Source organism: Mesorhizobium sp. B4-1-1 (genome assembly GCF_006439375.1).
In the GTDB taxonomy this organism is placed as follows: Bacteria; Pseudomonadota; Alphaproteobacteria; order Rhizobiales; family Rhizobiaceae; genus Mesorhizobium.
This window is the reverse complement of sequence record NZ_VFTH01000002.1, coordinates 266029-290326: the sequence shown is the minus strand read 5'-3', so window position 1 is coordinate 290326 and position 24298 is coordinate 266029. Positions and strand designations below refer to the sequence as shown.

Sequence of the window (24298 nt, the reverse complement as noted above, 5' to 3'; positions counted from 1 at the left end):
TCTAAAGTGCGACGCGCTGAAACGGATTCAGGCGACGCGCTTTAAGTCTTTGTTTTGATGCATGTCGTTGTCCCAGAACCGCTGCGCACTTGTGGGCGACATGCACTAAGTGTTTGTTATTTACGCAATTCCGGACAGAAAACCGCTGCGCACTTTTCCTGAAATTGCTCTAATCTCGGCCGAATGCTGAGTCCCGAGGGTATCTCATGGCCAAGGCTGATGCAGGCAAGAAGCGGGCATCGCTGAAAACCCGCCGGCCACCGGTCGGGGCGTCGCCCGGCACGCTTATCGCCGACCCGGCGGCGCGACGCAGCGAGCTTCGGCTGACGCTGATCTCGCCCGAGAAATACAAAACCATCGACAATGCCTCGATAGACGATCTCAACGCCCATTGCGAGAAATGGCCCGTCGTCTGGCTGGATTGCACCGGACTTGCCAATATCCCGCTGATCGAGGAGATCGGCCGCATCTTCAATTTGCACCCGCTGGCGCTGGAAGATGTCGTCAACACCGGCCAGCGGCCCAAGGTGGATTTCTTCGAGGACCACGCCTTCGTCGTCATGCGCATGATCGACGATGTCACCTCGCATCGTTACGAGCAGATGTCGCTGTTCTTCGGCGGGAATTTCGTCGTCACCTTCCAGGAGCGCGAGGGCGACCCGTTCGATCCGGTGCGCAAGCGCATTGCGGGCGCGATGCCCAACCGCCTGCGCTCGCGCGGCGCCGATTATCTGGCCTATGCGCTGATCGATGCCATCGTCGACAGCTATTTCCCGCCGATCGAGGCGGCGAGCGAAGCGGTCGACGGCATCGAGGACGAGATGCTGAACAAGCCGCACAAGCACCAGATGCAGCAGCTGCATGAACTCAGGCGCGACGCCAACGTGCTCAAAGGCGTGCTGTGGCCGATGCGCGACGCGCTGGCGACGCTGATCCGCAACGACGTGGCCTTCGTGAAGGCGGAGACCAAGATCTTCTTCAACGACACGCTCGACCATTCGCTGCGCCTGATCGAGCTGGTCGAGAACCAGCGCGACATGCTCACCGGCCTGATCGAGATGCATGTCTCGCTGACCCAGGCCCGCACCAACGACGTCATCTCCTACCTGACGATCGTCTCGGTGATCTTCATGCCGCTGACCTTCCTGGTCGGCGTTTGGGGAATGAATTTCGATCCGGAAAGCTCGCCCTGGAACATGCCGGAACTGAAAACCTATTACGGTTATCCGGCGGCAATTCTGTTCATGGCGCTTGTCGCTGCCGGACTGATCTTCTTCTTCAAATGGAAGAAGTGGCTATAGCCGCTGAAGCCTTTGTTTTCATGGCAAGACCTGCGACAAGCCGGCTTGATATTTGGGCTGGTGTTTTTTCCGGAATTGCACTATATGCGCCGCAGCTTCGCGCCCTGACGCGTCGCTTGCACTGGCCCCTGCTGGACGACATCCCGGCTGTGGGCGTCCCGTTTCCTCCAACAGATAAGGAAAAGCACGATGTCGATTACTGCCGACCGCAAGAACGAATTGATGACCGAATTCGCAACCACCAAGGGCGACACCGGATCTCCGGAAGTCCAGGTTGCCATTCTTTCCGAGCGCATCAAGAACCTGACCGAGCACTTCAAGGACCACAAGAAGGATAACCATTCCCGCCGTGGCCTGCTTGCTCTGGTCTCCCAGCGCCGCAGCCTGCTTGACTACCTCAAGCGCAAGGATGACGCGCGCTATCAGACGCTGATCGACAAGCTCGGTCTCCGTCGCTGACGAATTGACCGGCGGGCCCTCCCCGGAGGGCCCGCCGGTCGCGCATTGGCGCATCGGTCGATACGGTGCGATAATGGCGGAGCGCGACGCGCTCTTGAAATTCGCATTCGCGCAGGGCGGGTTCCGGAAACAGCGGTTTCCGGCGTCATGCGCAAGCCGGCCGATCGGCCGGCCAAACACGGTTCCGGACGCGCAGAGGGCCATTCGGAACCGCCCATGGACGGTCATGGGGCAGGATTGCAGGATGCTCGCTTGGCTTATGAGCCGAACCTACGAGCCTCCCGTTGTCTTGCCCGTGGCTGCCCGAAGGAAGCCAGGAAAGGGAGAATCCGTGACCGTTAGGACGGCGCGGCCCTTTCCGCATATGAAGGACAAGACATGTTCAATCAACACAAAGTGGAAATCGAATGGGGCGGCCGTCCGCTCATCCTCGAGACCGGCAAGATCGCGCGCCAGGCTGACGGCGCGGTGCTCGCCACCTATGGCGAGACGGTCGTTCTCGCCACCGTCGTTTCGATGAAGGAGCCGAAGCCCGGCCTCGATTTCTTCCCGCTTACCGTCAACTACCAGGAAAAGACCTATGCCGCCGGCAAGATCCCGGGCGGCTACTTCAAGCGTGAGGGCCGTCCGAGCGAAAAGGAAACGCTGGTTTCTCGCCTGATCGACCGCCCGATCCGCCCGCTTTTCGCCGACGGCTACAAGAACGACACCCAGATCGTCGTCACCGTCGTCCAGCATGATCTCGAGAACGATCCGGACATCCTGTCGATCGTCGCCACCTCCGCCGCGCTGACCCTTTCGGGCGTGCCCTTCATGGGCCCGATCGGCGGCGCCCGCGTCGGCTACATCAACGGCGAATATGTGCTCAACCCGCATATCGACGAAATGCAGGAATCCAAGCTCGACCTCGTGGTTGCCGGCACCGGCGACGCTGTGCTTATGGTCGAATCCGAGGCCAAGGAACTCTCCGAGGACCTGATGCTCGGCGCCGTAGTGTTCGGCCACAAGGGCTTCCAGCCTGTGATCGACGCGATCATCAAGCTGGCCGAGGTCGCCGCCAAGGAGCCGCGCGACTTCACCGCCCCGGATCATTCCGCGCTCGAAGGCGAGATGCTGAAGATCGTCGGCGACGAGCTTCGCGAAGCCTACAAGATCACCGACAAGCAGAAGCGCTATGCCGCCGTCGACGCCGTCAAGGCGAAGGTCAAGGCGGCGTTTGCGCCGGCCGAAGGCGAAGAGGCCAAACACACCTCCGAGCAGATCGGCTCGGTGTTCAAGGAACTCCAGGCCAAGGTCGTGCGCTGGAACATCCTCGACACCGGCTCGCGCATTGATGGCCGCGACCTGAAGACGGTCCGCAAGATCGTCTCCGAAGTCGGCGTCCTGGCGCGCACCCATGGTTCGGCGCTGTTCACGCGCGGCGAGACCCAGGCGCTGGTCGTTGCCACGCTCGGCACCGGCGAGGACGAGCAGTATGTCGATTCGCTGACCGGCATGTACAAGGAGAAGTTCCTCCTTCACTACAACTTCCCGCCCTATTCCGTCGGCGAAACCGGCCGCATGGGTTCGCCGGGTCGCCGCGAAATCGGCCACGGCAAGCTCGCCTGGCGCGCCATCCGCCCGATGCTGCCGAGCGCGGACCAGTTCCCCTACACGCTGCGCGTCGTTTCGGAGATCACCGAGTCCAACGGCTCGTCCTCGATGGCGACCGTGTGCGGCACCTCGCTGGCGCTGATGGATGCCGGCGTGCCGCTGGCAAAGCCGGTCGCCGGCATCGCCATGGGCCTGATCAAGGAAGGCGAGCGCTTCGCGGTGCTCTCCGACATCCTCGGCGACGAGGACCACCTCGGCGACATGGACTTCAAGGTCGCCGGCACCGCCAATGGCGTCACCTCGCTGCAGATGGACATCAAGATCGATGGCATCACCGAGGAGATCATGGGTATCGCCCTGGCCCAGGCAAAGGACGGCCGCCTGCATATCCTCGGCGAGATGGCGCATGCGCTGTCGGGCGCCCGCGCCGAGCTCGGCGAATTCGCGCCGCGCATCGAGGTCATGCATATCCCGACCGACAAGATCCGCGACGTCATCGGCTCCGGCGGCAAGGTGATCCGCGAGATCGTCGAGAAGACCGGCGCCAAGATCAACATCGAGGACGACGGCACGGTCAAGATCGCTTCCGCGAACGCCAAGGAGATCGAGGCGGCGAAGAAGTGGATCCACACCATCGTCGCTGAGCCGGAAGTCGGCGAGATCTACGAAGGCACCGTCGTCAAGACGGCCGATTTCGGCGCGTTCGTCAACTTCTTCGGCCCGCGCGATGGCCTCGTCCACATCTCGCAGCTCGCCAATGAGCGCGTCGCCAAGACCTCCGACGTCGTCAAGGAAGGCGACAAGGTTTGGGTCAAGTTGATGGGCTTCGACGAGCGCGGCAAGGTCCGCCTGTCGATGAAGGTCGTCGACCAGGCGACCGGCAAGGAAATCGTCCAGGACAAGAAGAAGTCGGACGGCGAGGAAGACGCCGCCTGATCGGTTTGACCGGATAATTTGAGACGGGCGCGCCGCGAGGTCGCGCCCGTTTTGTTTCAGGGCAGTTCCAGGAAAGCGGCAACTGTTTCCGTCCGGAATTGCGTCGGACAAAGAGTCCTACGGAGCAGGTGAATGGCCGCGGAGCCGCTTAAGACGCTGTTCTATCCGTTCGAGGCCGAGGCGCTGCCTCTGCCGCGAAAGGATGCCCGCGTCCTGTTTCTCGGCGCCGAGCCCGGCTTCCGCTTGCCCGCCGGCTTCGAGGCGCCGCTGCATCTCGTGCAAGGCTTTCGCCCACATTTTCGAACGCTGCAGGCGTCTGGCTGCGCGGTCACGCCGCGCGCCGAGGGTACCGGCTTCGACCTGGCGCTGGTGCTTGCGGGCCGTTATCGTGGGCAAAATGAGTTGCGCATCGCCGACGCCATCGAACGCACCGTGCCGGGCGGGCTGATCGCGGTCGCGGGTGGCAAGGAGGACGGCATCGACAGCCTGCGCAAGCGGATCAACGTCCTGGTGCCGCTCGAAGGCCATTTGCCGAAGCATCACGGCGTTGTCTTCTGGTTCAAGCGAGCCGGCGCGGAGACGGCCGCGACGCTGCGCGCCGGCAACCCCGATTTGATCATCGAAGGCGGTTTCAGGACCAAGCCTGGCATGTTCTCCTTCGATCGGATCGATGCCGGTTCGAAACTGCTGGCCGCGAACCTGCCTGACGATCTCAAAGGCAATGTCGCTGATTTCTGCGCCGGCTGGGGTTATCTGGCGGCGGAAATCCTGCTGCGCCCGCAAGGCCTCACCGCACTCGATCTCTACGAAGCGGACTTTGAGGCCCTGGAAGCAGCCAGGTTGAACGTCCACGGCGGCGCCATCGAGCCGCGTTTCTTCTGGACCGATCTGCTCACCGAGGCGGTCGAACGGCGCTACGACGCGATTGTCATGAATCCACCCTTCCACCGCGGCCGCGCGTCCGAGCCGGAGATCGGTGCCGGCATGATCCGCGCCGCGTCGAAGGCGTTGAGACCGGGCGGCCGCCTCTTCATGGTCGCCAACCGCCAGCTTCCTTACGAACACGTGCTTTCGGCGGCCTTTGCCAGCCATGCCGAGATTGCCCGCGACGGGATGTTCAAGGTGTTTTCGGCGCGCCGCTGAAAGCAATTCCAGGAAAAGTGTGGAGCGGTTTTCCGTCCGGAATTGCGTCGTCAGGAGAAAGCAATTCCAGGAAAAGTGTGAAGCGGTTTTCCGTCCGGAATTGCGTCGTCAGGAAAAAGCAATTCCAGGAAAAGTGTGGAGCGGTTTCCGTCCGGAATTGCGACAGGAAAACTGCGACGTGCCTTATTGCACGCTGACGATGCGGGCGGGTTCGTGCGTACCGAAGGCGGGCCGCGCCTCGCCGAACTCGACCTTGAGCGGCGCCGGCCGGCCGAACAGATAGCCCTGCACGACCTCGCAGCCGGCCGCTCGGAGCAGGGTGGCCTGGTTCTCGGTCTCCACGCCTTCGGCGATGATGCCGACGCCCAGCGCCCGGGACAGGCCGACAATGGTCGAAACGATCGCGCCGGAGTTGGAGTCGGTGTCGATGCGGCTGACGAAGGAACGGTCGATCTTCAGCTTGCCGAAGGAGAAATCGATCAGGTAGCTCAAATTGGAATAGCCGGTGCCGAAATCGTCGACGGCCACGGAGATGCCCATCTCGGCAAGCTGCTCCAGGATCGCCGCAGCGCGGTCGCGGTCCTGCATCATCGCCGTCTCGGTGACCTCGAGCTCCAGCCGCGACGGCTTGATGCCGGTCGATTCCATCACTTCCCGCACGATGCCGACGAAATCCCTGGTCATGAACTGGACCGGGGAGATGTTGACGGCGACGAAGCAGTCCTCCGGCAGGTAGCGGGCGTCGCTGCAGGCCTTGCGCAGCACCCACTCGCCGATCGGATTGATCATGCCGGTTTCCTCGGCGATCGGAATGAACTCCATCGGCGGGATCATGCCGCGCTCCGGATGCTTCCAGCGGATCAGCGCCTCATAGCCGACGATGCGGCCGCTCGGCAGGTTGAGCTGCGGCTGATAGTGAAGGCTGAAGTCGCCGCGGTCGAAGGCGGTCTTCAACTCAGACTCGATCCATTGCCGGTAGTCGGCCACGCGGCCCATGTCGGCGTGGAAGACAGACCAGTTGCCGACGCCGCTGGCGCGCGCATTCTGCAACGCCAGGTTCGAGCGGCGCAGGATGAGCACTGGGTCGACGCCGTCCTTCGGCATCGCCACGATGCCGACCGACAGGCTGACCGACTGCAGATGGCTCTGCAGCTGATAGGGTTCCATCATCTCGTTGATGAGCTTCTCGATGAGCCGCTCGATCGAGCCCCTGATGTCGCGATCCGGCAGCAGCACGCCGAATTCGCCGGCGCCGGTGCGCCCGATCACCGCGTTCTTCGGCATGTTGTCCTTCAGCCTGCTGGTGAAGGCGCGGATCAGTTCGTCGCCCTGGCTGTAGCCGATGGCGTCGTTGATCTGCTTGAAGCGGTCGATATCGATGTCGATGAGGAACACCGGCTCGCCGGTTCGGATCGTCCCGGAGGCGGCCTCGGCGATCTTGCCGACCATGGCCTGGCGCGACAAAAGGCCGGTCAGCTTGTCGAAATGGGTTTCCTTGAAAACATAGGCCGCCGATTCATCGACGCCCGCGAAGAACGACAGGGCGGCACCGCCGGCGGCCAAAGCGCAGAGCGCGGCGATGACGCCGGCCATCGTTTCGGCTGGCATGCCGGCCATGCCGTCGCCGAAGCCGAACCGCAGGCCCCATAGTCCAAGGATGAAACTGCCCATGCCCGAGCTGGCGATGGTGATCAGCCGGAACAGCGGAGTCCGTTTCGGATTGCTGACTGCAGGCATGCATTGTCCCTAGATTAGGGGACCTTATAGCGGATATCTCCTTAAAATGAGTTTCCGCCAATGCATCCAATTTTACTGGAACGCTACTGTCGCGACTGCAAACTATTCGCGCGCGCCGTCGTTCTGCTTCAGTTCCTCCAGTGCCGGCATCGAAACGATGTGATAGCCGGAATCGACGTAGTGGATTTCACCGGTGACGCCCGACGACAAGTCGGAGAGCAGGTAGAGCGCCGAGCCGCCGACTTCGTCGATGGTCACGGTGCGCCGCAAAGGCGAGTTGCGCTGCTGGTAGGAGAACATGTGGCGGGCATCGGACACGCCGGAGCCGGCCAGCGTACGCACCGGCCCGGCCGAGATGCCGTTCACCCTGATACCGCGTGGGCCGTAGTCGTTGGCAAGGTAGCGCACGCTGGCCTCCAGCCCGGCCTTAGCGACGCCCATGACGTTGTAGTTCGGCATCACCCTGACCGAGCCGGCATAGGTGAGCGTGATCATCGAGCCGCCATTGCCCATCAGCGCGGCGGCGTTGCGGGCGATCTCGGTGAAGGAATAGCAGGAGATCACCATTGTGCGCACGAAATTGTCGCGGCTGGTGTCGGCGTAAAGGCCCTTCAGCTCGTTCTTGTCGGAAAAACCGATGGCGTGCACCACGAAATCCAGCCCGCCCCAGGCCTTGCCGAGGGTCTCGAAGGTCGCGGTGACCGAGGCGCTGTCCTCGACATCGCAGGGCACGATCAGCGAAGCCCCTACCTTCTCGGCGAGCGGCTTGACCCGCCGCCCGAAGGCGTCGCCCTGGTAGGTAAAAGCGAGTTCGGCCCCGTGTTCCGACAGCTTCTTGGCGATGCCCCAGGCAATCGAATGGTCGTTGGCGACACCCATGACAAGCCCGCGCTTGCCCTTCATCAACCCTTCCATGCCTTGGCAATCCTTATGAAAAACGCTGGTCTTACGCGGAATAGCGCTGGAAAATCAGCGTTGCGTTGGTGCCGCCGAAACCGAAAGAGTTGGACAGAACGGTGTCGATCCTGGCGTCGTCGATACGCTTGCGCACGATCGGCATGCCCTCGAATTCCGGATCGAGCTCCTCGATATGGGCGCTCTCGCCGATGAAACCGCCCTGCATCATCAGGATCGAATAGATCGATTCCTGCACGCCGGCCGCCCCCAGCGAATGGCCGGTGAGCGACTTGGTCGAGGTGATGTAAGGCATCTTGTCGCCGAACACCTCGCGAATGGCGCCCATTTCCTTGGAATCGCCGACCGGCGTCGAGGTGCCGTGGGTGTTGATGTAGTCGACCGGCGAAGACACCGTGGCAAGGGCCTGGCGCATGCAGCGCATGGCACCTTCCCCCGAAGGCGCAACCATGTCGTAGCCGTCGGAAGTCGCGCCGTAGCCGACGATCTCGGCGTAGATCTTGGCGCCGCGCGCCTTGGCGTGTTCCAGCTCCTCCAGCACCAGCACGCCGGCGCCGCCGGCGATGACGAAACCGTCGCGGTTGACGTCATAGGCGCGGGAAGCGGTCGATGCGTTGTCGTTGAACTTCGACGACATGGCGCCCATGGCGTCGAAAAGGTCCGACATGGTCCAGTCGAGATCCTCATGGCCGCCGGCGAACATCACGTCCTGCTTGCCCCACTGGATCAGCTCATACGCATTGCCGATGCAGTGCGCTGAGGTCGAGCAGGCCGACGAGATCGAATAATTGACGCCGTGGATCTTGAACCATGTGGCCAGGGTGGCCGACGCCGTCGACGACATGGCCTTCGGCACGGCGAACGGGCCGATGCGCTTGGGGCTGTTGTTCTTGAGCGTGGTTTCGGCCGCTTCGACGATGGTGCGGGTCGACGGCCCGCCGGAACCCATCACGATGCCGGTCCGCTCATTGGTGACGTCGCCTTCGCTTAAGCCGGCATCAGCGATCGCCTGGTCCATGGCGACGTGGTTCCAGGCAGCGCCTTGGCTCAGGAAGCGCATGGCGCGGCGGTCGATCATCGGAGTGGGATCGAGCGTCGGCGCGCCCCAGACCTGGCAGCGGAAGCCGTGTTCGGCGAAGGAATTGGAAAAGCTGATGCCTGATTTGGCATCGTAAAGCGAGCTCTGCACCTCATTGGCATTGTTGCCGATCGACGACACAATGCCGAGCCCTGTCACTACGACCCGTCTCATTCGCAACTCCTTCCCGCGTATTCGGGCGAAAGACCTAGCCGGTTTTCCCCTTGATCATACGCAAATAAACTGACGTGGCGTCCATTGGCTATGCGGGCGCCGTGGCGGAAAACGGTCAGGCGGCCGACTGCTTGGACAGGCCGACCTTCAGATCCGTAGCCGCATATATGGGTTCGCCATCCGCCTTGAGCCAGCCATCGGCGATGCCAAGCACCAAACGGCCGCGCATCACGCGCTTGAAGTCGATGCCGTATTCGACCTTCTTCACCGATGGCGTCACCATGCCCTTGAACTTCACCTCGCCGGTCGACAGCGCCATGCCCTTGCCGGGTTCGCCCAGCCAGCCGAGATAGAAACCGGTCAGCTGCCACATGGCGTCGAGGCCGAGGCAGCCCGGCATGATCGGGTTGCCGATGAAGTGGCAGGCGAAGAACCACAGGTCCGGCTTGATATCGAATTCGGCGCGGATGAAGCCCTTGTCGAAAGCGCCGCCGGTCTCGCTGATCTCGGTGATGCGGTCGAACATCAGCATGGGCGGGTAGGGCAACTGGGCATTGCCCGGCCCGAACAGGTCGCCGCGGGCGCAGGCGAGCAGTTCCTCGTAATCGTAGCTGGACTTTTGACCCGCCATCAAATTTCTGTCCCCGTGTTCTTCGCGGGCGGCAGGGCGCCCTTGTCGTCGGTTTCCTAACACACTCTGTTTGCGGCCGGAAACCGGCGTTTGCGCTTAACCCGTGCGCCTGCCCGGGTCAATGCGCGCTATTGATCGCATTCGGACTACAGAATATATGTCGGCTGATGTCCGGTTTTGGCTTTTGACGTCTTTTTGCCATGCTGGACCTGTTGATGGGCTGGGCAACAAAGCTTCGACGTGAAGATGGATTCGGGCTATCGGAAGGAAAATGTCGCTGTGGACAAGCGGGTTCGCGAAGCCGGCCTGAGGCCGACGCGTCAGCGCATTGCGCTGGCAGACCTGCTGTTCGCCAAGGGCGACCGTCACCTTTCCGCCGAGGAACTGCACGAAGAGGCGATTGCCGCCGGCGTGCCGGTTTCGCTGGCGACGGTGTACAACGCGCTCCACCAATTCACCCAGGCCGGCCTGTTGCGCATCCTGGCGGTGGAAGGCTCGAAGACCTATTTCGATACCAATACCTCCGACCATCATCACTTCTACGTCGAGGGCGAGAACCGGATTTTCGACATCGAGAGCGGACCGGTCACCGTCTCCAACCTGCCGGCGCCGCCGGAAGGCATGGAGATCGCCAATGTCGACATCGTGGTGAGACTGCGTCCCAAACGCTGCGATTGATCCCGTGGCGATGCGGCCCGTCGACCTGATTGTCCGGTTTGAATGGATCGCCGTCGCCGCGTTGGCTATCGTTTGCTACGCAATGTCCGGCTTTTCCTGGTGGCTGTTTGCGCTGCTCATCCTTGCGCCGGACCTGTCGATGCTGGGCTACCTCGCCGGGCCAGGCGTCGGCGCCGTCATCTACAACGCCTTGCATATCCTGATTGCCCCGCTCGTCCTTCTGCTTGCGGGCGCGTTGCTCGCCGGCTCGATCACGACCGCCGTGGCGCTCATCTGGATCGCGCACATCGCCATCGACCGTGCCCTCGGCTACGGCCTCAAGCTGCCTACCGGTTTTCAGGATACGCATCTCGGCCGCATCGGCCGCGAGCGTCCTGGCGCGGCCCAATAGGGGCGTGCCGAGATTCAGGTCAGGCCGGCGTCACCTGAATATCGGCACGCCCTAGTTCTTGACCTTCTCGCCCGGATAAGCGCCCCACACCTGTGACTGGCCCATCCAGCCGGTATGGCCGTCGAAGGTCATCTCGCACCACTGGCCGTCGCATTTCTTGATCGAGCCGATCACGCCCGGCTCGATGATGGCGACGACACCGGCGTCCTTGTCGGGCTCGTTGAGCAGGTTGATTCGCCCGCCCTTGCCGCGCTGCCAGGGCGCGACGATGGCGGTGCGGCGGCCGGAGAGCAGCGACTGGTTGATCCAACCTTCCGAGCCGTCGGCATCGCGCACGCGGCGCCAGGTGTCGAATTCCTGGATGACTTCCATCGGCAGGCCGGCCTTCAGATACATCCAGTTGACGGAATAATTGGCGCCGGGCCCGACGCGCGAGTTGACGCGGGCCGGCTTCAGGCTGACGAAGCGCGGCAGCGGCAGGCCGCTTGGGCCGAGCGTTATGGCCTGCGCGGGAGCGGCGGCACTCTGGGCGAACGCCTGCGGCGCGCAAAGCAGGGCGCCAAGAAGAGCTGCGCTGAAGGCCAGGCGAAGCGACGCGAAACCAGACACTTTCGTTCCTTTCGGCGCCGGCCCGTCGGGACGGGCGCCCCTTTTTCTTTGTCTTCGGCGGCACCGCTTGTTACAGGAGTGGGCTGGTGCCGCGATTGGCTGCAAGTTTCGCCGGTCTTGGTTAAAGAGGTCTCAACGAGATCGGTTTCGAGGAAGCTTTGGGGATAAAATGGCAGGCAAAAAACGGCCCCTCGTCGTCATCACGCGCAAGCTGCCAGACCCGGTCGAAACCCGCATGCGCGAGTTGTTCGACGCGCGCCTGAATGTCGAGGACCGGCCGATGACGCAGCCGGAGTTGGTCGCGGCGGTCAAGGAAGCCGATGTGCTGGTCCCCACCATCACCGACCAGATCGATGCCGCGCTGATCGCCCAGGCCGGCGAGAACCTCAAGCTGATCGCCAATTTCGGCAACGGCGTCGACAAGATCGACGTCGCCGCCGCCGCCAAGAAAGGCATCACCGTCACCAACACGCCGAACGTGCTGACCGAAGACACCGCCGACATGACCATGGCGCTGATGCTCGCCGTGCCGCGCAGGCTCGCCGAGGGCGCCAATGTGCTGACCGGCGAGAAGAAATGGGCTGGCTGGTCGCCGACCTGGATGCTCGGCCGGCGCATCTGGGGCAAACGTCTCGGCATCGTCGGCATGGGCCGCATCGGCACGGCCGTCGCCAGGCGGGCCAAGGCCTTCGGCCTTTCGATCCACTACCACAACCGGCACCGCGTGCTGCCGGCGGTCGAGGAGGAACTGGAGGCGACCTACTGGGAAAGCCTCGACCAGATGCTGGCCCGCATGGACATCATCTCGGTCAACTGCCCGTCGACGCCGGCGACGTTCCACCTGCTGTCGGGTCGTCGCCTCGCGCTGATGCAGCCTTCGGCCTACCTCGTCAACACCGCGCGCGGCGATATCATCGACGAGGAATCGCTGGTCAAGCTCATCCATGACGGCAAGATCGCCGGCGCCGGCCTCGATGTCTACGAGCACGAGCCGGCGCTGAACACCAAGCTCATGAAGCTTGCCGCCAAGGGCAAGGTGGTGCTTTTGCCGCACATGGGCTCGGCCACGCTCGAGGGCCGCATCGACATGGGCGAGAAGGTAATTATCAACATCCGCGCCTTCTTCGACGGCCACCGTCCGCCGGATCGTGTCCTGCCGCTCAGGACCTGAAAAGGTTCAAACAGCGGCGGTCACTGCGCCGTCCGAAGCAACCGTGACGGTGGCTCCGCGGTAGCTGTCGAACGCGCCGCGTTCGAGCCGCACCGCGATCGGCGTTTCCCAGCCCATTTCCCGGGCGACGATCAGGCCGAGCAGCAGGATGGCGTCCGGCTCGTGCAGCACCAGGGCGGCCGGCGCGCGGCCGTTGTGGACGAGTTCCATCAGCACCGCCGAAGCGGATGACGAGCCGATCGTGCCCGGCAGGAACAGCACCCGGCCGGCAATGACTTCGCCATGCTGCGGGTGGCGGACATCGGCGATGCGGCCTGTCTTCGGATCGACGCCGCCCCAGAAGCTGATCGGCGCCGTCAGCACCAGCGCGTCGCCTTCGCCCGCCTTGCCCGGCACGAGGATTTCGGCTGCTATGCTCATGCGGCGATCTCCGTGAAGACCGGCTTGCCGAGGACCGCGCTTTCGACGCAGTCGGCAAGCGAGGCGTAGAGCACCGCATAGCCGGTGTTGCCCGGCGCGTAATGCGCGAACTTGCCCGAATTGGTCATCAAAACGCCGTTGCCGAGCTCCGGCATGATCGGCGTCACCACCACGCAGGTGTCGGCGACGATGACGACGCCGCTGGCTTCGAGCCGCTTCCGCCGGCCATTCTGCTCCAGCAGGGCAAGCGCATGGCGGCCGGTGCAGGCGTAGATCGGCACCGCGAGCCGCCGCCCGGCGATCAGCCGTTCCAGGCTGTCGAACTCGGCATGCGACAGATGCGGGCTGCCGATCGCCACCGCGTCGATGGTTTTTGGCGCTGCCGCGGTCGACAGGCCGGCGCGCGCCTTCGCCACCATGTCGGGCGTCACGCGGATCACCGCTTCCGGCTCCGGCCCGGCCAGGATGGTTTCGACGTCGGGAGCCTCGGGCGTCACGCCGGCAATGTGGAACAGGCCGACCGCGCCGGACGACGCGGCCGCCGCGCCGAAGGCCTTCAACGCGTCCTCGCCGGGATGAACGGTCACGCCTCTGACGACAGCGATCGCGTTGCCTATCTCGCGGCCATAGAGGCTGCCCAGGACAGGCCAGGCGATCTCCGAGCCCAGGAAAGAAGGCGATAGGCCCGAAACGTCGAAAATGAGCCGCGCCCGGCGGTTATCAGGCCGGTGCAGGCCATAATCCGGCGCGCGGCCGACAATCGCGCAGGCAATGTCCAGAAAGTCGCCATAGCGGTTGGTGCGCGCGCCCAGCACCGAATTGCAGAAGACGACCGCGTTGGACTCGCCCCAGGCCACGTCGCTGCCCTGTGCCGGCCTGTGCCCGGCCTGGTAGGGGGCGCAGGTCCAGCTCTGCTCGCAGCCGAGCTTGCGATAGGCCTCCATCATCCGCCGCGCCATGCCGCGCCGCGGCTCTTCGAGGCGGATGCGCGAGCATCCCATCAGGTCGAGCGCTCCGACATTGAGCGTCGAGCGCACCACAACCTTCGCGCCGCCTTCGACCAGTCTCTCGGCGAACAAGGTACCGGAATCGCCGTGGTAAAGCGCCCCGTCGATATGGGTGGAAGCTATCGGGACGAGTCGCGGCGCGCCGAGCAGGCGGGCGCTTTCGGCGACGATGCGCATCGCAATTGCCGCGCCATCCTGGCCGGCGGCAATCGCCTGTTCTTGCGGGCTAAGGGCGAGGCTCAAGACAGCACCTTGCGCATGGTGACGGAAGTTGGCCTGTCATAGCCCTCGTGCGCCGTGCGCTCGGTCTCGCGAAAGCCGAACCGGGCGAAGGCCGCATGGTTTGCGGTCAGTTCGATACGGGTCTGAAGCTCGATCGCGTCCTTGCCGCGCTTGCGGGCAAAATCCTCCACGGCCAGCATCAGCAGGCCGCCGATGCCGCGCCCCTGAATACCGGGCTCGACGGCAAGCTTGCCGACATAGAAGTCATTCGCCCTCTCCAGCGCGAACACGCAGCCGACGATCCGGCCGTTCTCCACAGCCAGGAACGCCGTCTCCTGCCTTGCCTTGTGCCGCAGGTTTTCCGCCGTCAGCCGGTGCGCGGATGACGGCGGGTCGATGACCCCGTCCATATAGGCAAAAGCGCGCCGGATCAGCGCGAGCAAGTCGCCCCATTGGTCGAAATCCGCTGGAAGGCCGACTATGGAGATGCCGACGCTCTGGTCCATGCGCTCACACGGCCTTGTAGCGGATGGTGTCGAAGCGGGCTGTAAGCCCGTCATAGAGCAGCAGCCGGCCGATCAGCGGCTCGCCTATGCCGGTGATCAGCTTGACTGCCTCCATCGCCTCCAGCGTGCCGATAACGCCCGTCAGCGCGCCGACGATGCCGGCAACGGCGCAGGACGGCACCAGCCCTTCGGGCGGCGCTTCCGGGAACAGGTCGCGGTAGCTCGGATTGCGCTTGCCGTCGGCGCCGGCCTCGAACGGCTTCAGCACCGTCACCGAGCCGTCGAAGCGCCCGACGGCGGCGGTGACGAGGGGCTTCTTCTCGCTGGCGCAGGCATCGGCGACCGCGTATCGCGTTTCGAAATTGTCGGAGCCGTCGACGACGATATCGTAGCGGGCGACGAGGGCAGGGGCGTTCGCCTCCGTCAGCCTGAGGCGATGCGATACCACCGCGACGTTGGGGTTGATGCGCATGATCGCTTCCCGTGCGCTGTCGGTCTTGGCCATGCCGATCGCGTTTGTCCCGTGGATCACCTGCCGCTGCAGGTTGGACAGCGAGACCGTGTCGTCATCGACGATGCCGAGCGTGCCGACGCCGGCGGCGGCAAGATATTCGAGCACCGGCGCGCCAAGCCCGCCGGCGCCGATCACCAGCACCCGCGCCCGTTTCAGCTTCTGCTGGCCGGGGCCGCCGATCTCGGGCAGCACGATGTGGCGGGCGTAGCGTTCGAGCTCTTCGTCGGTTAGCGCGGCATCGGTCATGATCGAACCATATCGTCGGCGCAGAGCCTTGTCATGTACGGGCAAGGCGAAGCCTTGTCCCGCGGGCATTTACGGCAAGGCGAAGCCTTGTCCCGTAACGCAAGCGCAAGCACCCGCCAGGGTCTTCGAGAGATCACCCGGTCACGCCGACGCTGCCGTGATCGACCGTCAGGAACTGCGCTCGGCCCTCAAGGCTGGAAAACAGCGCGGCATCCGTGCCTGTCATGAAGGCCTGGCAGTTCAATTCCTCGAGGATGGAGAACAGCGCCGCACGCCGGCCCGCGTCGAGATGCGCGGCGATCTCGTCCAGGAGAAGGATTGGCGTCAAGCCCGACATCTCGCCGGTCAGCCTGGCATGCGACAGCACGATGCCGACCAGCAGCGCCTTCTGCTCGCCGGTCGAACAGAGCTCTGCCGGCATCGACTTCGGCCGATGCCGGACCACGAGGTCGGAACGATGCGGGCCATCCAGCGTGCGGCCAGCGGCGCGGTCGCGCTCGCGGCCATTGGCAAGCGCCCGGCGGAAGTGCTCTTCGACATCGACGGCCGGCGCGACGGCGACTTCGCTCTCCAGATCACCGGCAAGGCTGATGTCGGCCTGCGGAAACGGCCCGCTGCCAGGCAACCTGTCGATCATGGCGGCAAGCAGACGCACCAGCTCGGCCCGCGCGGCGGCGATTGCCACCCCGGTCTCGGCCATCTGCGTCTCGATCGCGTCGAACCAGGCGCTGTCGCGGGAACCTTCGGTAAGCAACCGGTTACGGCTGCGCATGGCTTTCTCATAGTCGAGCGCGCGCTGGCCATGGCCGGGGTCGATCGCCAGCACCAGCCGGTCGAGGAAGCGGCGGCGGTCGGCCGCCGGTCCGGGAAACAGCCCGTCCATCGCCGGCGTCAGCCACACGACCCGCAGCCATTCCAGCATATCCTCGGCCGATCGCGCCGGCGCGCCGTTGATCCGCACCTTCCTGCCGCCTTCACCGGCGGCGTCGCCGCCCGAAATTCCGGTGCCGATCTCCACCTGTCCCTCGGGTCCCTCGATGCGAGCATGCAAGGCGAAGCCACCGTCGCCGCCTTCGCGCGCCACATCGCCATAGGGCGCGCGGCGCAGGCCACGGCCCGGCGTTAGGAACGAGATCGCTTCCAGCAGATTGGTCTTGCCGGCGCCATTGTCGCCCGACAGAACCACCGCGCCGGGCGCAAGTTCAAGCGAGAGCGCTGCGTAGTTACGGAAATTTGTAAGTGTTAGCTTACTTAAATGGCTCTGTTGCCGAAGCTGTTTCGCATCCGCGGTCACGACGACATATATGTCCGTGCCGAACCTAGACCCGCATCGGCATCAGCACGTAGAGCGCCGTTTCGTCGGCCATATCGTGGATCAGCGTCGGCGAGCCGGCATCGGCCAGCATGAACTTGGCTTCCGAACCCGTGAGCTGGGCCGCGACGTCGAGCAGGTATTTGGCGTTGAAGCCGATCTCGATCGGGTCCGACGAGTAGTCCGCCGCCAATTCTTCCGTGGCGCTGCCCGAATCCGGATTGTTGACCGCGAGCGTCACCTGGCCGTCATTGATCGAAAGCTTCACCGCTCGGCCGCGTTCAGAGGAAATGGTCGAAACGCGGTCTACCGCCGCGGCGAAGCTCTGCCGGTCGATGATCAGCTTCTTGTCGTTGCCGGTCGGAATGACGCGCTGATAGTCGGGGAAAGTGCCGTCGATCAGCTTCGAGGTCAAAACGACGCTGCCGATGGTGAAGCGGATCTTGGTGTCCGACAGCTCCGTGGTCACAGCCACGTCGGGGTCGTCGACCAGCTTCTGCAGCTCGCTCACCGTCTTGCGCGGAATGATGATGCCGGGCATGCCTTCCGAGCCTGCCGGCGCGTCGATCTCCGCCCGCGCCAGGCGATGCCCGTCGGTCGCCACCGAGCGCAGTTTCAATTTGCCGCCCATCTCGTGCGTGTGCAGGAAGATGCCGTTGAGATAATAGCGCGTCTCCTCGGTGGAGATGGCGAATTGAGTCTTGTCGATCAGGCCCTTGAGCGCCGCCGATTCCAGCCGGAAGATATGCGAGAACGAACCGGCCGAAAGCTCCGGGAAGTCGGATTGCGGCAGGCACTGCAGACGGAAGCTCGAACGACCGGAGGTGATCGTCATCGCGTTGCCGTCCTCGTCCGTCTTCAGCATCACCTCGGCGCCGTCGGAAAGCTTGCGCACGATGTCGTAGAGCAGATGCGCCGGCACCGTCGTTGCGCCGCCGCGCTCGACCTTGGCGGGCGTCGCTTCCGTCACCTCAAGGTCGAGGTCGGTGGCCTTCATCTCGAGGCTGGCGCCCTCGGCGCTGAGCAGCACGTTGGACAGGATCGGTATGGTGTTGCGCCGCTCGACCACGCGGTGGACGTGGTTGAGGGACTTCAAGAGATTTGACCGTTCCAGGATAACACGCATGACGAAACAGGCTCGCTTCAATGAATGAACGGGTCACCGGCAGGCAGCATCCCGCGAAAGCCCTGAAAGGCTTTCAGAATCTGCGTAAGCTGACAGTAAAAAGCCTGCGAACGCAAGCCCGCGCTACCGGTTCCGGCCGGTAGCGCGGGCTTTCTGGGGATAAAGCCGGCGAAGCGCGTCGCCGATTATTTCTGCGCCCCTTCAGGCCTGGTCGTTGATCAGCCTTCTGAGCAGTTCGAGTTCCTGCGCCAACGTGTTGTCCCCGCCCGAAAGGTCCTCGATCTTGCGCACGGCATGCAGCACGGTCGTGTGGTCGCGGCCGCCGAAGCGGCGCCCGATCTCCGGCAATGAGCGCGGCGTCATCACTTTCGACAGATACATCGCCACCTGCCTCGGCTTGACGATCGTGCGCGTGCGCCGGTTGGACAGAAGCTCCGTCTTCGACACGTTGTAGTGGCGCGCCACGATGCGCTGGATGTCCTCGATGCGCACCCGCTTCGGCTCGCCGGAGCGGTAGATGTGGCCGAGGATCTCGTCGATGCGGTCGATGGTGATCTGCGGCTCGAAGGACTGGCGGAACAGAAGCTGGTTGAAGGCGCCTTCGAGCTCGCGCCCGCTGCCGGTCACCGTGCGCGCGACATGCTCCAGGATCTCGTCCGAGATGTCGAGCGAGGTGTCATCGGTCTTGGTGGCGGCGCGGCGCAGTTTCAGCATGCCGAGCCGCATCGCGAAATCCGGCGCCGACATTTCCAGCGCCACGCCGCCATTGAGGCGCGAACGCACGCGAGGCTCCAGCGATTCCAGTTCCGAGGGTGGCCGGTCGGCCGCGACCACCACCTGCTTGGCGCTGTCGAGCAGCATGTTGATGAGGTGGCAGAATTCGTGCTGGATCGACTTGCCCTGCAGGAACTGCATGTCGTCGATGATCAAGAGATCGATGTCGCGCAGCTGCTCCTTCAGCGTCAGCGCGTTGTTGTCGCGGATCGCGGTGGCGAAGCGCCACATGAAATATTCGGCCGTTAGATAGACGACGCGCGACTTCGGGTTGTGCCGCAGCGATTCCGCGGCGATCGCTTGCAGGAGGTGCGTCTTGCCGAGCCCGACGGTCGCATGCAGGAAAAGCGGGTTGAAACGCACCGCGCTCGACTGCGATTCCGCCACCGCCCTGGCCGCGGCGAAGGCCACCCTGTTCGACGGCCCTTCGATGAAGGAGCCGAACGTGTAACGCGGGTCAAGCGGCGATCCCAGCACATTGTGGCGGAACTCCGGTTCCGCGGACGCGCCCTGGCGGGGCGCCGGCACCCGTTGTTCCACGCGCCCGGCGCTCGCGGTGCCGTTGGCGAGCGCGGTATGCGTTTGCTTGGTCATCTTGCGCGCCGGCGCGATTTCGGGCTCGACATGGTTGCGCCCCTGCCGCGTCGCGGTGCGCACGACGATCTCGATCTTGAGGATGTCCGGATCCTCATGCCGCCACAGCTCTGTGATAAGCTCGAGATAATGGCCGTTGATCCAGGACCTCAGGAAGGCCGTGGGCACCGAGATGCGGATAATGCCGCGGGAGGCCTCGGCGACCTTCATGCGGCCGAACCAGCTCGAATAGACCTCGGCCCCAAGACGCGCCTTCAGCTGGGTCTTGACCCGTTCGAACTTCTGTTCCGCGTCGCTGGATGCCGCCACGTCGCCCCCTCCGACAAAAGTTGCTGGAAATGGAAGCTCGCCCGCTAGCTCCCTCTCGATGCCGCTTTGCATGATCAAAGTTCCTTGTCTTCTCGTACCCTTTTCCCGCCGGGGATGCGCCTCCTGCATCCTTGGTCCAGCGACCTTATTTCGCCGCGATGCCGCTGCCGCCGCCGGCAACGATCGTCGCAACTCGCGCAAGGGACCAGCTGCCGGCTCCGCACGCCGGCCGCCGACAACGACAAGGCAATACATCGCCCTCCGGCGAAAACGCCGGCGAGACATCGACTGCCATGTACAATTACGCCAGTCCCCTACCCGCACCGAAGAGGCAAACCAAGCCGCACGCGGAATTGCTCCACGTCATGAATTCTGCCATTTTGTGCTGGCCGATTCAGGCTGGGTCGGGGGCTACAGCCCGTCCCTTCGATGGATGGACATTACCGAAATCGCTGTGGATAGGGCAAGGCCACATCTAACGGTTTTTTAACGAATCTGGTTACCGGACGGGGCTTGAAATCGGGTGCTGCGACGGCACATTTTGACAAAGCCATTGTGATTCAAACCCTTTTCCGGCGAATATGAAAAAGGCCGCCCGAAACGAAATATTCTGAAATAATTCTCTTGACAGCTACTTCTCCCCCGTCGCTCGATCTTGAGTTGAACAAGCTGTGGATGACCGGCTGTAAGTCTTTGAAAAAACTACAAGTTTTTTGCCAGGCAAATTTGGGCAGTTGCCGCAGGGAGGGCGTGCCGGTATCAGCGACGTTGAATATGCCGGCAAAACATTACTGGCATTGGAATCGCGTCGCAAGCGTTGCTTGCGAGCAATTTTTTTAAGTACTTGCCGGCAAACGAAAAAACCCGGCCTGTGCGACCGGGTTCAACATCGATGGACTAAGGATTAAGTCGGTCAGGCCGACAGCGTCTTGACCCGCTGGGCAAGCCGCGAAACCTTGCGGGAAGCTGTGTTCTTATGGACGACACCCTTGGTGGCGGCGCGCATCAATTCCGGCTCCGCCGCCTTGAAGGCTGCCACCGCCGCGGCCTTGTCGCCGGCGGCCAGCGCCTCTTCGACCTGGCGCACATAGGTGCGGACACGCGAGCGACGGTTCTTGTTGACCGCCGCGCGGCGGGCGATCTTGCGCGTTGCCTTTTTGGCCGAAGACGTATTGGCCATGATGCCTCTCTTCCGATCTGGTGGGCGCCAGCGGGGTGCCGCAGGGCGCAAAAAACAAACGGGCAGCCACAGGCCGCCTCGGTTGGTGCGGCTTATAGTTCAGCTTTTCCGGCGCGTCAACGCCACTTGGCGGTCTTTTTGGAGACTGAAAGCGCATCACGCCACGACCCGCCTTCAGTCATTCGGCAACGAGCCCTAGCGGTTGGTGAAATTCGGCTTCCGCTTCTCGACGAAGGCGGCCATGCCTTCCTTCTGATCATCGAGCGCGAACAGCGAATGGAACAGGCGGCGCTCGAAGCGCAGCCCTTCGGCGAGCGTCGTCTCGTAGGCGCGGTTGACGGCCTCCTTGGTCATCATGACCGACGGCAGCGAGAACTCGGCGATCTTGGCCGCCGCCTTCAGCGCCTCGTCGAGCAGTTCGGCGACCGGCACCACGCGCGATACGAGCCCGCTGCGCTCGGCTTCGGCCGCATCCATCATCCGCCCGGTCAGGCACATGTCCATCGCCTTCGACTTGCCGACGAAACGAGTAAGCCGCTGCGATCCGCCCATGCCCGGCATGACGCCAAGCGTGATTTCGGGTTGGCCGAACTTGGCGTTGTCGCCGGCGATGATGAAGTCGCACATCATGGCCAATTCGCAGCCGCCGCCGAGCGCATAGCCCGCAACCGCCGCGATGATTGGCTTGCGCGTGCGCGTGAATTCCTCCCAGCCGACGAAGAAGTCCTGCGTGTAGGCGTCGGCGAAGGATATCGCCTGCATTTCCTTGATGTCGGCGCCGGCGGCAAACGCCTTTTCCGAGCCGGTAAGCACCATCGCGCCGATCCCGGGATCGGCATTGAACGCGCTCGCCGCCGCCACGACCTCCGCAAGGACTTGCGAATTCAGCGCATTGAGCGCCTTGGACCGGTTCAGCGTGATCAGCCCGACCTTGCCGCGCGTCTCGACGATAATGGTTTCATAGGCCATGGTTCGCTTCCTTCCGCGGCATTGGGATGATCGATACCGTTCCTAGCTCACCGCTGACAGGTCCGGCAATAGAAGGTCGAGCGGCCGCTTTGCACGATGCGCTCGATGTGGCCGCGACAGCCAGGCTTCGGACATGGCTCGCCCTCGCGATCGTAGACCGCGAAGGAATGCTGGAAATAGCCGAGCGATCCGTCGGCCTGGACATAGTCGCGCAGCGAGGAGCCGCCGGCGGCGATCGCGTCGGCGATGACCGAGCGGATCGCCTCGGCAAGGCGCGCGCTTTGCTCTTTCGCCTTCTTGGCCGACCCGGCGATGGTGCCGGCTTCGCGCAGCGGCGAGAGGCCGGCGCGCCACAAGGCCTCCGCCACATATATATTGCCGAGTCCGGCGATCAGACGCTGATCGAGCAGTGCTGCCTTGAGCGGCGATCTGCGATCCTTCAGCAGCGAGGCGAGCAGGGGGCCATCGAGCGCGTTGCCGGTCGGCTCGATGCCGAGCCCCGCCAGCATCGGATGCGTGTCCGGCGCCCCTTCGGCAAACAGCATGAAGCCGAAGCGGCGCGGGTCGTTGAAGATGACGCGGGAGCGCTCGTGCTTCGGCGAGACGACGTCGAAGACGACATGGTCGTGCGTGGCGCTTTTCGAGCGCTCGCGGTGGAAGACGCCGGGGATGTCGCTGCCCGCGGCGGCTTCGACCCGGAACGATCCCGACATGCCGAGGTGACAGATCAGAACCGGGCCGTTCTCGATATGCATCGTCAGGTATTTGGCGCGCCGGCCAAGCGCCGTCACGGTCTTGCCGGTAAGCCGTTCCGAAAAGCGCTCGGGAAAAGGAAAGCGAAGGTCGGGCCTGCGCGCCTCGACCTTGACGAGCCGCGCCCCTTCCAAGACCGGCTGCAGCCCGCGCCGGACGGTTTCGACTTCGGGCAGTTCAGGCATGGCCGCCTATCGTTGCGAGGAAGGATGTTCCGTGACGACCGGCCGCCAGGCCGAGGTGGTCCGCGACGGTTTCACCGATATCGGCGAAGGTCGGCCTGAGCCCGATGTCGCCGCCCGTCAGTCCCGGCCCCATGCCGATCACCGGAACGCGTTCACGCGTATGATCTGTGCCGCGCCAGGTCGGGTCGTTGCCATGGTCGGCGGTAAGGATCAGAAGGTCGCCCGGCCTGATGCGCGACAGCGCCTCCGGCAGCCGACAGTCGAACGCCTCGAGCGCTCCGGCATAGCCGGCGACGTCGCGCCGGTGACCGAAGTCGGTGTCGAAATCGACGAAATTGGCAAAGACCAGGTCGCCGTCGCCGGCATCGTCCATCGCGCCGAGCGCCTCGTCGAACATCGCCATGTTGCCGCCGGCCTTGCGCACGTCCGAAATGCCGCGATGGGCGAAGATGTCGCCGATCTTGCCGACGGCGGTGACCTTGCTGCCGCGGCCGGTCAGCCTGTCGAGCAGGGTCGGCTCCGGCGGCGGCACCGCATAGTCGCGGCGGTTGTGGGTGCGCTGGAATGTGACGGGCGTCTCGCCCACGAAAGGCCGCGCGATCACGCGCCCGATCTTGAGCGGATCGACCAGCCGACGCACGGTGAGGCAAAGCTCATAAAGCCGCTCCAGGCCGAAATGCGTTTCATGCGCGGCGATCTGCAGCACGGAATCGACCGACGTGTAGCAGATCGGTTTGCCGGTGCGGATATGTTCTTCGCCGAGCCGTTCGATGATCTCGGTTCCGGGTGCATGGCAATTGCCGAGGATTCCCGGAACCTTGCCTTCGCGCATGATCGCTTCCGTCAGTTCGGCCGGAAAGGCAGGCACGGTGTCGGGGAAATAGCCCCAGTCGAAGCGCACCGGCAGGCCAGCGATTTCCCAGTGGCCGGAGGGCGTATCCTTGCCGCTCGACACTTCCTGGGCGGCCCCGTGGAAGGACGAGGCAAGCAACGGCGTATCGACGTCGAACGTGAGCCCGGTCGCCGTCTGTGCCGCTCGGCCAAGACCGAGCGACATCATGTTGGGCACGGCCAGCGGCCCGTTGCGCAAACCTTCCCGATCGGCGCGACCATCGGCGCAGGCCTGAAAAATATGTCCGAACGTGTCGGCCCCGGCATCGCCATAACGTTCTGCGTCGGCCGCGCCGCCGATGCCGAAAGAATCGAGAACGAACAGGAACGCGCGCGCCATGGGTATCTTTGTTGTCAGTCCTGGCTGCCAGACATAAGGTTCCCCGGCGGCCTTGGCAAATCGGAAACCAAACCGCAACGGCTTGGCGCCATAGTTGCGGCGAGACGCGGATGCGGCGGGAGCGAAACAGGTAT

At 63.8% G+C, this 24298-nt stretch carries 23 protein-coding genes; 7 read left to right on the top strand and 16 right to left on the bottom strand.

Annotation, left to right across the window (positions count from 1 at the left end; genetic code table 11):
• Window positions 1–206: 206 nt before the first annotated feature.
• The 4 genes from corA to FJW10_RS04095 all read left to right on the top strand — a co-directional run bounded on the left by corA (window position 207) and on the right by FJW10_RS04095 (window position 5432).
• Window positions 207–1301, top strand: a complete 1095-nt coding sequence (gene corA / locus FJW10_RS04110) for a magnesium/cobalt transporter CorA (protein ID WP_140898578.1) — start codon at window positions 207–209, stop codon at window positions 1299–1301.
• Window positions 1302–1448: 147 nt separating this feature from the next.
• Window positions 1449–1760 (top strand): 30S ribosomal protein S15, encoded by a 312-nt coding sequence (gene rpsO, locus FJW10_RS04105; RefSeq protein WP_281405110.1) that lies wholly within the window; start codon window positions 1449–1451, stop codon window positions 1758–1760.
• A gap of 378 nt (window positions 1761–2138) precedes the next feature.
• A complete protein-coding gene (pnp, locus tag FJW10_RS04100) occupies window positions 2139–4289 on the top strand; it encodes a polyribonucleotide nucleotidyltransferase (protein ID WP_140898576.1) in 2151 nt (716 codons plus the stop codon).
• Between the two features lie 132 nt (window positions 4290–4421).
• Window positions 4422–5432 (top strand): class I SAM-dependent methyltransferase, encoded by a 1011-nt coding sequence (locus FJW10_RS04095; protein ID WP_140898574.1) that lies wholly within the window; start codon window positions 4422–4424, stop codon window positions 5430–5432.
• A gap of 183 nt (window positions 5433–5615) precedes the next feature.
• Here the strand turns inward: FJW10_RS04095 and FJW10_RS04090 are convergent, their stop codons facing one another.
• The 4 genes from FJW10_RS04090 to fabA all read right to left on the bottom strand — a co-directional run bounded on the left by FJW10_RS04090 (window position 5616) and on the right by fabA (window position 9967).
• Window positions 5616–7169: a bifunctional diguanylate cyclase/phosphodiesterase gene (locus FJW10_RS04090; protein ID WP_140898572.1), complete on the bottom strand. Its 1554-nt coding sequence runs from the start codon at window positions 7167–7169 to the stop codon at window positions 5616–5618.
• A 102-nt stretch (window positions 7170–7271) separates the two neighbouring features.
• Entirely contained in the window at window positions 7272–8084 is an 813-nt protein-coding gene (fabI, locus tag FJW10_RS04085) for an enoyl-ACP reductase FabI (protein WP_140833839.1), read from the bottom strand.
• Between the two features lie 31 nt (window positions 8085–8115).
• On the bottom strand, window positions 8116–9336 hold the full coding sequence (gene fabB, locus FJW10_RS04080; RefSeq protein ID WP_140898570.1) for a beta-ketoacyl-ACP synthase I: 1221 nt from the start codon (window positions 9334–9336) through the stop codon (window positions 8116–8118).
• Window positions 9337–9451: 115 nt separating this feature from the next.
• A complete protein-coding gene (gene fabA, locus FJW10_RS04075; RefSeq protein WP_140645328.1) occupies window positions 9452–9967 on the bottom strand; it encodes a 3-hydroxyacyl-[acyl-carrier-protein] dehydratase FabA in 516 nt (171 codons plus the stop codon).
• Between the two features lie 246 nt (window positions 9968–10213).
• On the opposite strand from fabA, the gene irrA reads away from it, so the two are divergent.
• Window positions 10214–10645, top strand: a complete 432-nt coding sequence (gene irrA / locus FJW10_RS04070; RefSeq protein ID WP_140645394.1) for an iron response transcriptional regulator IrrA — start codon at window positions 10214–10216, stop codon at window positions 10643–10645.
• 10 nt (window positions 10646–10655) lie between these two features.
• The gene (locus FJW10_RS04065) at window positions 10656–11036 is read left to right on the top strand and encodes a DUF4260 domain-containing protein (RefSeq protein ID WP_140898789.1); all 381 of its coding nucleotides are present in this window, start codon (window positions 10656–10658) and stop codon (window positions 11034–11036) included.
• 51 nt (window positions 11037–11087) lie between these two features.
• Here FJW10_RS04065 and FJW10_RS04060 read toward each other — a convergent pair whose 3' ends face one another.
• The gene (locus tag FJW10_RS04060; RefSeq protein ID WP_140898568.1) at window positions 11088–11645 is read right to left on the bottom strand and encodes an SH3 domain-containing protein; all 558 of its coding nucleotides are present in this window, start codon (window positions 11643–11645) and stop codon (window positions 11088–11090) included.
• Window positions 11646–11814: 169 nt separating this feature from the next.
• On the opposite strand from FJW10_RS04060, the gene FJW10_RS04055 reads away from it, so the two are divergent.
• Window positions 11815–12816: a D-glycerate dehydrogenase gene (locus FJW10_RS04055; protein WP_140898566.1), complete on the top strand. Its 1002-nt coding sequence runs from the start codon at window positions 11815–11817 to the stop codon at window positions 12814–12816.
• A 6-nt stretch (window positions 12817–12822) separates the two neighbouring features.
• On the opposite strand, the gene FJW10_RS04050 is transcribed toward FJW10_RS04055, so the two are convergent.
• The 11 genes from FJW10_RS04050 to FJW10_RS04000 all read right to left on the bottom strand — a co-directional run bounded on the left by FJW10_RS04050 (window position 12823) and on the right by FJW10_RS04000 (window position 24164).
• Window positions 12823–13236, bottom strand: a complete 414-nt coding sequence (locus FJW10_RS04050; protein WP_140898564.1) for a DUF126 domain-containing protein — start codon at window positions 13234–13236, stop codon at window positions 12823–12825.
• Window positions 13233–14486 carry an aconitase X catalytic domain-containing protein gene (locus tag FJW10_RS04045; protein ID WP_140898562.1) on the bottom strand — a complete coding sequence of 418 codons (1254 nt, stop codon included), beginning with the start codon at window positions 14484–14486 and terminating at the stop codon, window positions 13233–13235. Before FJW10_RS04045 ends, FJW10_RS04050 begins: the two co-directional genes overlap by 4 nt.
• Window positions 14483–14971 carry a GNAT family N-acetyltransferase gene (locus FJW10_RS04040; RefSeq protein ID WP_140898560.1) on the bottom strand — a complete coding sequence of 163 codons (489 nt, stop codon included), beginning with the start codon at window positions 14969–14971 and terminating at the stop codon, window positions 14483–14485. Before FJW10_RS04040 ends, FJW10_RS04045 begins: the two co-directional genes overlap by 4 nt.
• A 4-nt stretch (window positions 14972–14975) precedes the next feature.
• A complete protein-coding gene (locus FJW10_RS04035; protein ID WP_140898558.1) occupies window positions 14976–15731 on the bottom strand; it encodes a molybdopterin-synthase adenylyltransferase MoeB in 756 nt (251 codons plus the stop codon).
• 133 nt (window positions 15732–15864) lie between these two features.
• Entirely contained in the window at window positions 15865–17025 is a 1161-nt protein-coding gene (gene recF / locus FJW10_RS04030) for a DNA replication/repair protein RecF (RefSeq protein ID WP_140898556.1), read from the bottom strand.
• Between the two features lie 25 nt (window positions 17026–17050).
• Window positions 17051–18169, bottom strand: coding sequence for a DNA polymerase III subunit beta (gene dnaN / locus FJW10_RS04025; protein ID WP_140833854.1), 1119 nt, complete (start codon window positions 18167–18169; stop codon window positions 17051–17053).
• A 201-nt stretch (window positions 18170–18370) separates the two neighbouring features.
• A complete protein-coding gene (gene dnaA / locus FJW10_RS04020; RefSeq protein WP_140898554.1) occupies window positions 18371–19918 on the bottom strand; it encodes a chromosomal replication initiator protein DnaA in 1548 nt (515 codons plus the stop codon).
• An 841-nt stretch (window positions 19919–20759) separates the two neighbouring features.
• On the bottom strand, window positions 20760–21026 hold the full coding sequence (rpsT, locus tag FJW10_RS04015) for a 30S ribosomal protein S20 (RefSeq protein WP_140645317.1): 267 nt from the start codon (window positions 21024–21026) through the stop codon (window positions 20760–20762).
• Window positions 21027–21221: 195 nt separating this feature from the next.
• Complete coding sequence (locus FJW10_RS04010; protein ID WP_140782204.1) at window positions 21222–21995, bottom strand: enoyl-CoA hydratase; 774 nt, start codon at window positions 21993–21995, stop codon at window positions 21222–21224.
• Window positions 21996–22042: 47 nt separating this feature from the next.
• On the bottom strand, window positions 22043–22933 hold the full coding sequence (mutM, locus tag FJW10_RS04005) for a bifunctional DNA-formamidopyrimidine glycosylase/DNA-(apurinic or apyrimidinic site) lyase (protein WP_140898552.1): 891 nt from the start codon (window positions 22931–22933) through the stop codon (window positions 22043–22045).
• Entirely contained in the window at window positions 22926–24164 is a 1239-nt protein-coding gene (locus FJW10_RS04000; RefSeq protein ID WP_140898550.1) for a phosphopentomutase, read from the bottom strand. Before FJW10_RS04000 ends, mutM begins: the two co-directional genes overlap by 8 nt.
• Between the last annotated feature and the right edge of the window lie 134 nt (window positions 24165–24298).